Origin of the sequence: Kribbella sp. NBC_00709, assembly GCF_036226565.1 — a bacterium.
GTDB lineage: Bacteria > Actinomycetota > Actinomycetes > Propionibacteriales > Kribbellaceae > Kribbella.
Map to the genome: position 1 here is coordinate 450,721 of NZ_CP108996.1, position 12,550 is coordinate 463,270.

A 12,550-nucleotide genomic window follows, 5' to 3' on the forward strand; every position below is an offset into this window, starting at 1 on the left:
TCATCGGAACACGTACTACGATGCCGATCGTAAGTTACGACAATGATCGGAATATGCCCATGCTCGACACCCGTCCGGCCACCTGGCGCCGGCCTGTCGCCGTCCTGTCCCTCGGCGCCTTCGCCGTCGGGACCGATGCCTTCGTGATCGCCGGGATGTTGCCGGATATCGCCTCGTCCCTCCGCGTCAGCGTCGCGGCCGCCGGCCAGCTCGTCACCGTCTTCGCGATCTCCTACGCCGTGCTGGCACCGGTACTCGCGGCCTTCACCGGCAGCTGGTCCCGCCGGACCGCATTGGTCGCGGCCTTGGTCACCCTGGCGGTCGGCAACGCGATCACGGCGCTCGCGCCGAGCTACGGATGGGTGCTGGCTGCGCGGGTCGTCGCCGCGGCCGGCGCGTCCCTCTACACGGCAGGCGCCAGCGCCACCGCCGCCAGCCTGGCCGGCGACGAACAGCGTGGCCGGGCAATCGCCCTCGTCATGACCGGTCTGACGGCCGCACTCGCCTTGGGTGCGCCCCTGGGTACTGCCGTCGGGGCTGCACTCGGCTGGCGGGCGACTCTGTGGGCTGTCGCCTTGCTAGGGCTTCTCATCGTGCCGGCGTTGCTCCTGCTGCTGCCCGACGTCCACCTCGATGCGGTGGCAGGGCTTCGAGCGCGGCTGCGGCCGCTCCGGGACAGGCGAGTGCTGGTCCTGCTCGGGGCGACCGTCCTCGCCTTCATCGGCATCTACATGCCCTACACCTACGTGAGCGCGGTCTACGGCCATGCCGTCGGCACCGACGGAACCATGCTGGCCCTGCTGTTGTTGCTCTACGGTCTCGCCGGTACGGCGGGGAATCTGCTGGCCGGCCATCTCGCCGATCGCTTCGGCCCACGACGTGTCGTGCTGACCGTGACCTTGCTCCTCACCGTCGTGTTCTGCGCCACCCCCGCGGTGCGGAGTTCCTTCGCGCCCGCCATCGTCGCGGTCGTGGTGACCGCGATGCTGTCCTTCATGGTGACCACACCTCAGCAGCATCAGATGCTGGCGGTGGCGCCGCCCGGTGGCCAGGCTGTGGTGACCGCGCTCTACCAGGCCTCGGGCTACCTGGCCGTGTCGTTGTCCGGCGCGGTCGGCGGGCTGCTGCTGACCCGGTTCGGCGCCGTCTGGCTGACGCCGGTCGCGGCCGGCTTCGTCCTCGCCGCGGCCTTGCTCATCTGGTTGGGCGCCCGCCGGCAAGCCCCGGGCAATGCGAACTAGAGCGGCTTGAACGAGGCGAGCTCGAGGACCAGGTCGCCGGCCTCGTCGGAGGCGGACAGGTCAACCGACGCGGTGATGCGCCAGTCGTGGTTGCCTTCGGGGTCGTCGATGATCTGCTGGACTTCCCAGTAGCCGGGGTGTTCCTCGACCATGAACAGTGCGGGACCACGGGCGGCCGGGCCGGTGCCAACCACGTCGTGCTCGGCGTAGTACGCCGTACCGGCTTCGGCCCAGCGGCCGGCGTCCCAACCCGCGGCGGTGTCCAGCTGGCCGAGCTCCGCCCAGCGGTGCAGGGCGAGCAGCTCGACGCGGCGGAACATCGCGTTGCGGACCAGAACGCGGAAAGCCCTGGTATTCAAGGTGATCCGGCGCGGACCGGCCGGGACGACCTCGGCCTGCGGCACGTCGGTGGGGTTGGTCAGCTCCTCCCACTCGTCGAGCAGGCTGGAGTCGGTCTGCCGGACCACTTCACCGAGCCACTCGATCAGGTCGGTGAGATCCTCGTTCACCTTGTCCGGTGGCACGGTCTGCCGCAACGCCTTGTAGGCGTCGCTCAGGTAGCGCAGGACGATGCCCTCCGAACGCGCGAGACCGTAGTACTGGATGTATTCGCCGAACGTCATCGCCCGCTCGAACATGTCCCGCACCACGGACTTCGGTGACAGCCCGGCCTCGGCGATCCACGGGTGCGTCTGCCGGTAGATCTCCAAGGTTGCCTCGAGCAACTCTTCGAGCGGCTTCGGCCAGCTGATCTCGTCGAGCAGCTCCATCCGCTCCTCGTACTCGATACCGTCGGCCTTCATCCCCTGCACGGCCTCACCCTTGGCGTGGTGCAGCTGCGCCATCAGGATCGCGCGCGGATCCTCCAGCGTCGCCTCGACCACCGACACCACGTCCAGCGCGTACACCGGCTCCTCGGGGTCGAGCAGATCCAGTGCGGCGAGCGCGAAGGTGGACAGCGGCTGGTTCAGCGAGAAGTCCTTCTGCAGGTCGACCGTCAGCCGCAGGAACCGGCCGTTCTCGTCGGGCTCGTCCAGGCGCTCGACGACGCCCGCGGTCAGCAGGGTGCGATAGATCTGGATCGCGCGGCGGATCAGCCGGATCTGTGCCCGGGAGTCCTCGTGGTTGTCCTGCAGCAGGTGCCGCATGCTCGCGAACGCGTCGCCGTCGCGGGCGATCACGTTCAGCAGCATCGCGTGGCTGACCCGCATCCGCGACTGCAGCGGCTCGGGGTCGGCCGCGACGAGCCGGTCGAAGGTGTCCTCACCCCAGGTGACGAACCCCTCCGGCGGCTTCTTGCGCTGGACCCGGCGCTGCTTCTTCGGGTCGTCGCCGGCCTTCGCGAGCAGCCGGACGTTCTCCACGACATGATCTGGCGCTTGTACGACGACCGTGCCGGAGGTGTCGTACCCGGCGCGGCCGGCCCGGCCCGCGATCTGGTGGAACTCCCGGGCCTTGAGGATCCGCTGCCGGCGTCCGTCGTACTTGCTCAGCGCCGTCAGCAGGACGGTGCGGATCGGCACGTTGATCCCGACACCGAGGGTGTCAGTGCCGCAGATGACCTTCAGCAGTCCCGCCTGCGCGAGCTGCTCGACCAGCCGCCGGTACTTCGGCAGCATGCCGGCGTGGTGGACGCCGATCCCGTGCATGATCAGCCGCTGCAGGGTGCGGCCGAAGCCCGAGCCGAAGCGGAAGTGCCCGATCAGCTCCTTGATCTTGTCCTTCTCCTCCTTCGTGCAGACGTTGATGCTGGTCAGCGCCTGAGCGCGTTCCAGGGCCAAGGCCTGCGTGAAGTGGACGACGTACACCGGGGCCTGGTGGGTCACCAGCAGCTCGGCGAGCGTCTCGTGCAGCGGGGTGGTGACGTACTTGTAGACCAGCGGCACCGGGCGTTCGCCCGACGAGACGATCGCCGTCGGGCGGCCCGTGCGGCGGACCAGGTCGATCTTGAACCGCTCGACGTCGCCGAGGGTCGCGGACATCAGGATGAACTGCGCCTTCGGCAGCTCGAGCAGCGGGACCTGCCAGGCCCAGCCGCGGTCCGGCTCGGAGTAGAAGTGGAACTCGTCCATGACCACCTGACCGACGTCGGCCGCCGATCCTTCGCGCAGGGCGATGTTGGCCAGCACTTCCGCCGTACAGCAGATGATCGGCGCGCCGGCGTTCACCGAGGCGTCACCGGTCAGCATGCCGACCTTGTCCGCGCCGAAGACGTCGCAGAGCGCGAAGAACTTCTCCGACACCAGCGCCTTGATCGGCGCCGTGTAGAACGTCCGCTGCCCGTGCGCGAGCGCTGCGAAGTGCGCACCGGTCGCCACCAGGCTCTTCCCGGAGCCGGTCGGCGTCGACAGGATCACGTTCGACCCGGTCATCACCTCGATCAACGCTTCCTCCTGAGCCGGGTACAACGAGATCCCCTGCTCCCCCACCCAACGCGCGAACACGTCGTACAGGTCGTCAGGCTCGGTCGTCCCCGGCAGTTGCTCAGTCAGCGTCATCGTCACCCATTGTCCCCGACCAGCCAATCGGCGAACTCCGCCGGGTGCCGGCAGGGATTTCGACCGTTCGGCTCGGAGAAGATGCCGTTCGTCGCTCGGAACTGTGCAAACGATTGCATGCATATCTGTTCGGGGGTGACTTGATGGGCATGACTTCTTTCTGGTGGCGCCGGATGGGCGCGAGTTTGCTGGTGACGGCGGTGGGCGCGGCGGGTCTGGTGAGCGCGGCCGCCCCTGATCATCCGGGCGATGGCGGTTCGGGGCTGGTGACGACGTGGGGCGCGGCCGACGACATCGCCGGCGGGACGTTGAACGACGTGACCGTGCGGAACGTACTGCGGACCAGCGTGGGCGGGCGCGAGCTGCGGATCCGGATCTCCAACGCGAACGGGGACCAGCCGTTGGTGACGGATTCGGTGTACGTCGGGCGGCAGGCGAGCGGGGCGTCCGTCGTACCGGGGTCGAGCCGGCGGTTGACGTTCAGCGGAAGTACGTCGGTGACTGTTCCCCCGGGTGCGATGGCGATCAGTGATCCGCTGCCGGGGAACGTGCCGGCGGTGACGAGTCTGACCGTGAGCCTGCACGTGGCCGGGACGACAGGTGTGATCACGGCGCACAACCGGGCGATGCAGCACAGCTACAAGTCCACGTCCGGCGATCATGCGGCCGACGAGTCGAGTACGGCGTATCAGACCGAGTCGTCGGCGTGGTACTTCCTGAACGCCGCGATCGTCGAGGCACCGCAGCAGGTGGAGACGGTGGCGACGCTCGGCGACTCGATCACGTCCTCGGTCGGTACGACGATCGACACGAACCGCCGCTGGCCGGACGTGCTCGCCGATCGGTACGCGAAGCTGCCGGAGCCGCGACGGTTGGCGGTCTCCAACGAGGGCATCTCGGGGAACCGGGTGCTCGGCGGAGTGGCGAAGGCAGGCAGCGCCGGGGCGAGTGCGCTGGCCCGGCTGGACAAGGACGTGCTGACCAAGCCCGGCGTACGGACGGTGCTGGTGCTCGAGGGGATCAACGACATCTACGCCGGAGCAACGACGGACGAACTGATCGCGGGGTACCGGCAGTTGATCGCGCGGGTGCATGCGTCGGGCCGGTGCGTCGTGGGCGGGACGTTGACGCCGATGGGCAGCTCGTTCGTGTACACGCCGGAGAAGGAGGCGATCCGGCAGGCGGTCAACACCTTCATCCGGAGCAGCCACGAGTTCGACGGGGTGGCCGACTTCGACGCGGCGACGCGTGACGCGGCGGATCCGTCGCGGTTGAAGGCGGAGTACGACGGCGGCGACGGGCTGCACCCGAACGACGCGGGCAACCAGGCGATGGGGAACGCGCCGGCGCTCGACTCCCTTCGCTGCAAGTAGGAACCGCGTGCGCCGCCCGAGTAGGCGGCGCACGCGGCCGGTCTACTTGTCGCCCTTGATGGCCAGGGCTTGTTCCAGTTCGGCGCGGATGGCGTCGGCGCCGGACTTCCGGTAGTCGGCGACCGCGTCGTCCCAGGAATTCAGGTCGGCCCGGCCCAGCTGGATGTCCTTGGTGATGGAATCCATCCGGGTGTCGAGGATCTTGCCCTTGGTGGACTGGGTGGGTGAGTAGAGACCGTACGTCGGCGGCATGATCGCCGTCGGCAGGATCGCCTTGAAGTGGTTGTACGCCGTGTCGACGGCCTCGGGATGGCCGGGGAAGTACGCCGGATACGGCCCGTCGGCGAGGTACTGGATCGGGAACTCACCCAGGCACACCTCACTGCCGCCGTCCTTGGTCAGCACCGGGTCGGTGCCGTCCAGCGTGTAGTGCCGGCCGAGCAGGCCGAACTTCCGGAACAGGTACTCCTCCGTCCCGAACGGCGCCGCCATCCAGTTCAGCACCCGCAGCAGCGTCTTCGTCCGCTCGGGTGAACTCGGCCGGATCGCGGCAATCGAGTTGTTCGGCGCGCCGAGCAGCACCCGCCCGACCTTGCCGTCCGCGGCCCGCGGAACCGGGATCGAGATACTGAAGTCCTCGTTCGTGGCCCGCCGGTAGAAGCTCTGGATCGACGAGTACGTGTCCTGGGTCATCACCGCCGATCCCTGGGTGAACCAGACCTTCTGGTTGTTCTTCGCGACCCCGTCCGGATGGATCACGCCGTCCTTCACCATCTGCCGGGTGATCGCCAGCATCTCCTTGTGCTCCGGCAGTTCCCGGCTGTGCACGAGTTTGCCGTCGCGCACCTCCCAACCGTTGGGCAGGCCAAGCATCGCGCTGACCGCCGCGGTCGGCGGCACCGCGAAGCCCCACCGGTTCTTCTTCCCGTCGGTGACCGCCTTCGCCGCCTTCTGCAGGTCGTCGACCGTCGGCGACCCGAGGTCGACGCCGAACTTGTCCAGCAGGTCCTGGCGAACCAGCAAGGTGTTCGACGACATGATCCCGCGCTGGATCGGTACGGCGCGGATGCCGCCGGAGAACACGCAGCCGCGCCACGAGGCCTGCGGCGCGTTCGCCAGGAACGGGTACTCGAGGATCGCGTCGCCGGACAGGTACTCGGTCAGGTCCTGTGCCCGCGCCTCGAGGAACTGCGGCAGGTACGCGAACCCGCTGTCCACGTTGAACAGGTCGCCCAGCGTGTCACCGGCGACCGAGGTGGCGAACTTGTTCGGGTAGTCCGTCGCCGCGGTGATGTTGAGGTCGAGCGGTGCCCCGAGCCGCCGGTTCAGCTCCTGCCAGTACGGGTTCCGGTCGGCCGTCGGCGGGATCGGGTTCGACGTCAGCGTCGTACCGGTGACGGACTGCCCGTTGCCGGGGACACCGGTGGTCACCTTCACCGGATGCTCCGGGAACCGGTAGAAGCAGTCCGGCATCAGCGGATGACTGCGTGGCAGGTCCGGCTTCGGTCCGTCGAAGCGTTTGTACGTCGGCAACGCGACCGGCTTGTTCAACGCGGCGATGTCCGTCGACCGGGTGACCGTCGAGCAGCCGCTCACCCCGCCGGCCGTCGCGACCGCGGCCAGCGATCCGCCCAGGAAACTCCTTCTGCTGATCGTCATCCCTTCACCGCCCCGGTCAGCATGCCCTTGGCGAAGTGCCGTTGCAGGAACGGGTACACGATCAGGATCGGGACGAGCGATACCACCAGGATCGCCATCTGGATCGATTCCTGCGGCGGCAGCTGATCGGCCGCCGCGCCGCCGAGATCACCGCTGCTGAGCTCGGTGTTGTTGATCACGTACGTCCGCAGTACCAGCTGCAACGGCCACTTTGCGGTGTCGCTGATGTAGAGCATCGCGTTGAAGAACGCGTTCCAGTACCCGACCGCGTAGAACAGCCCGACGACCGCGAGCACCGCCCGGGACAGCGGCAGCACGATCGACCAGAAGATCCGGAAGTCGCCGGCGCCGTCGATCCGGGCCGAGTCGAGCACCGAGTCCGGGATGCCCATGAAGAACGACCGGAGCACGATCACGTTGAAGCCGCTGATCGCGGTCGGCAGGATCAGCGCCAGCAGCGAGTCGAGCAGCCCGAACTGCTTCACCACCAGGTAGTTCGGGATCAGGCCCGGGCTGAACAGGATGCTGAACAGCACGATCATCAGGATCGGCCGCTGCCCGAACGATCCCGGCCGGCTCAGCGAGTACGCCAGCATCGTCGACCCGGCGAGACTGATCAGCGTGCCGCCGGCGGCGATCACGATGCTGACGAGGAGCGCCCGTTGCACGACTCCGCCGTTGAAGATCGACTTGTAAGCGTCCAGGTTGAACGCGTCCGGCCAGAGCACGAAGCCGCCGGAGTTCGTCACGTGTTGCTGGCTGGCGATACTCGTCGAGATCACCCCGAGGAACGGGACGACGACCACCGCGCAGCAGACGACCAGGACGACGGTCTTGAGCACCCGCGACGACATCGCCGGTCCGTCGTCGATACCTTTCTGCATCGTGCTCATTTCTGGTACACCCCCGCCTCGCCGAAGATGTGCGCGACCTTGTTGGCGCCGAGCACCAGGACGACGGCAACAAGACCCTTCACCAGTCCGACCGCGGCCGAGACACCCCATTGGCCGGCCAGTACGCCGTTGTTGTAGACGTACGTGTCGAGTACTTCGCTGGCCGGTCTGCCGACCAGGTTCTGCTGCAGGATGATCTGCTCGAAGCCGACGGTCAGCGAGTCGCCGAGCCGCAGGATCAGCAGCAGGATGATCAGCGCGCGAATGCCGGGCACCGTGACGTGCCACAGTTGCCGCCATCTGGAGGCCCCGTCGACGCGAGCGGCCTCGTACAGCCCGGGATCGATCTGGGTCAGCGCGGCCAGGAACAGGATCGTCCCCCACCCGGTGTCCTTCCAGATCACCTGGCTGGTCAGCAGCGCGATGAAGCCGTCCGGGTTGCCGAGGAAGTCGATCGTGCCCATCCCGTGCGAGCGCAGGAAGTTGTTGATCAGCCCGCTGCCGCCGAGGAGCTGCTGGAAGATCGCGATCACGATCACCCAGGACAGGAAGTGCGGCAGGTACAGCACCGACTGCACGATCCGCTTGATCCGCTCGGAGAGCAGGCTGTTCAGCAGCAGGGCCAGCGCGATCGGCGCCGGGAACACGAAGACGACCTGCACCAGGGTGATCAGCAGCGTGTTCTTGAGGGCGTTGAGGAACTCCGGGTCGCCGTTGAAGATCACCGCGAAGTTGTCCAGGCCGACCCACGCGCTGCGGCCGAAGGGGACGAACGGCAGGTACTCCTGGAACGCGATCAGGTTCCCGAGCAGCGGCAGGTAGTGGAACGCCAGCAGCAGGACGAGCCCGGGCAGGGACATCAGCAGCAGGACTTTGTCCCGGCGGGCCCGCGCCCACCAGGACAGCGGCTTACTCACCGTGCGCGGGCCGGACCTACTGTCCGTAGCCGTGCCCGGTGGTCCGGAACCGGTCGCACCGGCGACTTCGCCCGGTGTGGAGCGGTCCGTCTGGAGGCTGTTGATTGCATCTGTTCGAGCCACGCGAGACTCCCTGGATGGTTGTCGGCGCTCTCACATTGGAGAGCGCTTTCCGTTCCCCCGTGTTCGATGCTGTCGTGTCTTGGGGAATCGCGCAGCTCCGGCCGGTGCGTCACCCGGAAATCGGGTGACGCACCGGGGGTCTCAGGGTTTCTGGTACGGAAACGACGGAAGCACGCCGATCCGGTCGTACTGCATCGCGGAGTCGTCGAAGCCGGCTTCCCAGCTCACGTTCGCGAACGTGTCACACGGACCCGCCGACGGCCCGTGGTACGGGTCGCTCTCCGTGTTCGTCACCTTGATATCGGCGAACGCGAACCCGCATCCGCCGAAGTCCATGTGCACTCCGTAAGGTTTCGCGTCCGGCATCGACGGGTCCGCGTTCGCGTCGTCGATGACCAGCTGCGAGACCGAGGCATCCGGCGTGTACGGCGGTTCGTTGCGGACGCCGTACGCGTAGAACGGACCGGTGTCGCCGCTGTCCTGCGCCAGGTGCGACAGCCGGACGTACTTGACGGTGTTGCCGCCGGTGTAGTTGTCCACGTTCGGGATCTCCGGCCGGGACTCGATGCTGATGCCGTACCGCGCGCCGTGCTCGACGACGGTGTGGCTGATCTCGTTGCCGCCGCTGTTCATGATCTCGACGCCGGCCGAGTCGCCCGGCACCAGCTCGCCGAGGTGGTGGATGTAGTTGTTCGTGAACGTGTTGCCGTGCGCAACATCCCCTTCACCGGGGTACCCGCCCTCGACCTTGATGCCGTCGTTGCCGAGATGTTCGAGCAGGCTGTCCGAGACCGTCGTGTTCTCGTTCGCGAACAGCAGCTCGATCGCGGTGAACCCGGTCTGCTGGATGTGCAGCCTGGTCAGCTTGACGCCACGGGTGTTGGTCAGCGTGATCGCACCCCACCGGTTCCGCGGCATCTCGATCTGGGTGTCGTACTTCGGGTACTTGTGCTTGACGCCCGAGTCACCGGTCCCGTTCCAGCCGTACCGGTACCAGTCCATGAAGTCGGTGTGCTGGATGGTCAGGCCGTCGAGCGTCAGGTTCTCCACCCGGCGGTTCGCGGATGCACCTTCAATCGAGAACACCTGCGTCTGCGTCGGCCGGTACACCTTGACGCCGTCCATCGTGCCGCCGGCCGGCTTGTAATACAGCGTCTTCGACGGGTAGTCCAGGTAGTACTCACCGGCCTGGTCGAGCAGGCTGAGCGAGTTCTGGACGTAGTACCGCGAACCGCCGCCGGAGTTGATGAACCCGTACCGCGCCGGATAGACCAGCGTGGTCCGCTTCTTGGTGAAGTTGATGTCGAGCATCGGGATCGTGTCGGTGAACCACGACCACGAGCCGCCCGACCACACCGTCACCTGCGCCGGCCACGACGTCCCGAGCCGCAGATCCCACGACGGGTCGATGTCGCCGGTATTGAATCCGAGCTGGTCGTGCACCGCCTCCTTGGTCGGGTCGAACAGGATCGACCTCAGGTACGGCGCCCACTTGTCGTCGGACTCCTTGTTCGGGTAGCGGGCCGTGGTAGCACGCTTCCCCTCGGCGTACAGGCTGTAGAACGGCTGGTCCACGTCGACCGGCGCCTTGAAGATGCCGTCCTGGTACGGCGTCCAGCCGGTCACCTCCTGCCCCGCTTCGAAGACCGCCTTGCCCGGCCCGTCCACGCTGCGGTACGTCACACCGGAGTCGCGGTCGTCGAACGTGATCGTCTTGTCGACCTGGTACGTCCCGGCTCGCAGATTCACTACCGGCGTACAGGTGCGCGGCCGGGAACGCAGGGCGTCCCGCGCGTGCTCGATCGTCTTCCAGGGCTTGCGTTCCGTCCCGGCGGCCGCATCGCTTCCGGTCGGCGACACCCAGTACGACTCACATTTGTTGACTTCTTTCGGACCTGCACCAAGCGCAGACCCTGCACCTACTACTGCCAGAGCAACACCGATGACCAACCCACCGACGAGTCGCATCCGACATCACCGGCCCGCGACGTCGTACGGGAAGGTCGGCAGGACGCCGATCTTGTCGTACTCCATCTTCGACGCGTCGAAGCCCGTGTCCCAGTCGGCGTTCGTCACCTGGTTGCACTGGTACGACTGGTACTTCTGGTCGGTCACCTTCCCGACCTGCACGTTGCTGAAGGCGAAACCGCATCCGCCGGCGTCCATGTGCACGCCGCGGGTACCACCCGCGTCCGGCATCGACGGGTCCGGGATGACGTCCCCGATCACCATCTGGTCGACGGAGTTCTGGATCGGGTGCGGCTCCTGGTTGTCGACGCCGTACGTGTAGAACGCGCCCATGTCGCCGCTGTCCAGGCCCATCTCCTCCAGCTTGATGTACTTGAAGGTGTTCCCGTTGGCGTACTGGTCGCCGTCGGTCACCTCCGGCCGCGACTCCAGGCTGATGCCGTAGCGGGCGCTGTGCTTGACCTCGACGTTCGTGACCGTGTTGTTCCCGGTGTCCATCAGCTCGATACCCGACGCGTCGCCTGGGACCAGCTCGCCGATGTGGTCGATGAACACGTTCGAGATCGTGTGATGGTTGCTCAGGTCACCTTCACCCGGCCAGCCGCCCTCGACCTTGATGCCGTCGGCACCGATGTTCTCCAGCAGGCTGTCGGTGATGCGAGTGTGGTCGTTGGCGAACAGCAGGTAGACGCCGGTGAACCCGGTGTCGGACAGGTGCAGCCGGCTCAGGTCGATCCCACTCGTGTTGGTCAGCGTGATCGCACCGAACCGGTTCCGCGGCATCTCGATCTGCCGGTCGTACTCCGGGTACTTGTGCTCGACGCCGGCGTCCCCACCGGCCACCCAGCCGTTGCGGTACCAGCTGACGAAGTCGGAGTACTGCACGCCCAGACCGTCGAACGTGACGTCGTGCAGCCGGTCCTGTGGTGACGAGCCGGCCAGGTTGAGCACGGTCTTCACCGTGGGCCGCAGTACCTTGACGCCGTCCATCGTGCCGCCGCGCGGCTTGTAGTAGACCTCACCGGCCTTGTAGTCGAGGTAGTACTCCCCCGGCTGGTCCAGGAAGCTGAGCGAGTTCTGGAAGAAGTACCGCGAGCCGCCGTTGCTGTTCACCATGGCGTAGCGGGTCCAGTACTTCAGCGTGGTCTGCGTCTTCTTGAAGTTGGTGTCCAGCAGCGGAATGGTGTCGGTGAACCACGACCACGAGCCACCGGACCAGATCGTCACCGACGCCTGGCTCATGTCCCAGGTCGGGTCCCAGTCGCCCGGGTTGCCGTACAGCCAGTTGTGGACGTCCATCTTGTCCTCTTCGTAGAGGACGGAGCGCAGGTACGGCGACCACTGCTCGTCGCTGCCCCGGTTCGGGTACCGGGCGTTCGTCGCCCGGGTGCCGTCCTCGAACAGCGTGTAGAACGGCTTCGAGGCGTCGACCTTGGCCTTGTAGATGCCGTCCTTGTACGGCTCCCAGCCGGTGATCTCCTCGGCGCCTTCGAGGTTCGCCTTACCGGGACCGTCGACGCTGCGGTAGACGACCCGGTGGCCGTTCTTCCCGGAGTCGCGCTGGTCGAGGTCGATCGTGGAGGAGACCGGGTAGTCGCCGGCCTTCAGGTTGACGGTGATGTCGCAGTTCATCCGGTCGTTGAGATGCTTGTTCCGGATCTCGTCGCGGGCCCGGGTGACGGTCTTCCACGGGCTCTTCTCGGTGCCTTTGGCGGCGTCGTTGCCGGTGGGTGCGACCCAGAAGTTGTCGCACTTGGCCGCACCGGCCGGCTGGGCGTCTAGGTTGATGGCCGCGACGGTCACCAGGGCAGCCGCGACCACCCCGGCGCCGACGCTGAGCGCCGTACGCCTGGTTCTGTTGGACATGTTGGGCGGGGT

General features: G+C 66.9%; 8 protein-coding genes. 2 read left to right on the forward strand and 6 right to left on the reverse strand.

Annotated elements, in window-relative coordinates; genetic code table 11:
* The first annotated feature begins 53 nt into the window (after positions 1 to 53).
* Positions 54 to 1,241 (forward strand): MFS transporter, encoded by a 1,188-nt coding sequence (locus OHA18_RS02215; RefSeq protein WP_329001807.1) that lies wholly within the window; start codon positions 54 to 56, stop codon positions 1,239 to 1,241.
* Here the strand turns inward: OHA18_RS02215 and OHA18_RS02220 are convergent.
* On the reverse strand, positions 1,238 to 3,739 hold the full coding sequence (locus OHA18_RS02220) for a DEAD/DEAH box helicase (RefSeq protein WP_329001808.1): 2,502 nt from the start codon (positions 3,737 to 3,739) through the stop codon (positions 1,238 to 1,240). The two genes, OHA18_RS02215 and OHA18_RS02220, sit on opposite strands and share 4 nt — an antisense overlap.
* Positions 3,740 to 3,882: 143 nt before the next feature.
* Here OHA18_RS02220 and OHA18_RS02225 point away from each other — a divergent pair, with 143 nt between their 5' ends.
* A complete protein-coding gene (locus OHA18_RS02225; protein ID WP_329001809.1) occupies positions 3,883 to 5,112 on the forward strand; it encodes an SGNH/GDSL hydrolase family protein in 1,230 nt (409 codons plus the stop codon).
* A 42-nt stretch (positions 5,113 to 5,154) separates the two neighbouring features.
* Here the strand turns inward: OHA18_RS02225 and OHA18_RS02230 are convergent, their stop codons facing one another.
* From OHA18_RS02230 to OHA18_RS02250, 5 genes are all read right to left on the reverse strand, one after another.
* A complete protein-coding gene (locus OHA18_RS02230; protein WP_329001810.1) occupies positions 5,155 to 6,771 on the reverse strand; it encodes an extracellular solute-binding protein in 1,617 nt (538 codons plus the stop codon).
* The gene (locus OHA18_RS02235; protein WP_329001811.1) at positions 6,768 to 7,664 is read right to left on the reverse strand and encodes a carbohydrate ABC transporter permease; all 897 of its coding nucleotides are present in this window, start codon (positions 7,662 to 7,664) and stop codon (positions 6,768 to 6,770) included. Before OHA18_RS02235 ends, OHA18_RS02230 begins: the two co-directional genes overlap by 4 nt.
* The gene (locus OHA18_RS02240; RefSeq protein ID WP_329001813.1) at positions 7,661 to 8,581 is read right to left on the reverse strand and encodes an ABC transporter permease; all 921 of its coding nucleotides are present in this window, start codon (positions 8,579 to 8,581) and stop codon (positions 7,661 to 7,663) included. The genes OHA18_RS02235 and OHA18_RS02240 overlap by 4 nt, the downstream gene beginning before the upstream one ends.
* 264 nt (positions 8,582 to 8,845) lie before the next feature.
* Complete coding sequence (locus tag OHA18_RS02245) at positions 8,846 to 10,564, reverse strand: right-handed parallel beta-helix repeat-containing protein (protein ID WP_329001815.1); 1,719 nt, start codon at positions 10,562 to 10,564, stop codon at positions 8,846 to 8,848.
* Positions 10,565 to 10,678: 114 nt separating this feature from the next.
* Positions 10,679 to 12,538, reverse strand: a complete 1,860-nt coding sequence (locus OHA18_RS02250; protein ID WP_329001817.1) for a right-handed parallel beta-helix repeat-containing protein — start codon at positions 12,536 to 12,538, stop codon at positions 10,679 to 10,681.
* Positions 12,539 to 12,550 lie beyond the last annotated feature (12 nt).

What these genes read in the sequence shown, in the direction of transcription:
- OHA18_RS02235 (WP_329001811.1), bottom strand. Translation starts at nt 7,664, where the DNA reads ATGAGCACGATGCAGAAAGGTATCGACGACGGACCGGCGATGTCGTCG.
- OHA18_RS02215 (WP_329001807.1), top strand. Translation starts at nt 54, where the DNA reads ATGCCCATGCTCGACACCCGTCCGGCCACCTGGCGCCGGCCTGTCGCC.
- OHA18_RS02250 (WP_329001817.1), bottom strand. Translation starts at nt 12,538, where the DNA reads ATGTCCAACAGAACCAGGCGTACGGCGCTCAGCGTCGGCGCCGGGGTG.
- OHA18_RS02220 (WP_329001808.1), bottom strand. Translation starts at nt 3,739, where the DNA reads ATGACGCTGACTGAGCAACTGCCGGGGACGACCGAGCCTGACGACCTG.
- OHA18_RS02230 (WP_329001810.1), bottom strand. Translation starts at nt 6,771, where the DNA reads ATGACGATCAGCAGAAGGAGTTTCCTGGGCGGATCGCTGGCCGCGGTC.
- OHA18_RS02225 (WP_329001809.1), top strand. Translation starts at nt 3,883, where the DNA reads ATGGGCATGACTTCTTTCTGGTGGCGCCGGATGGGCGCGAGTTTGCTG.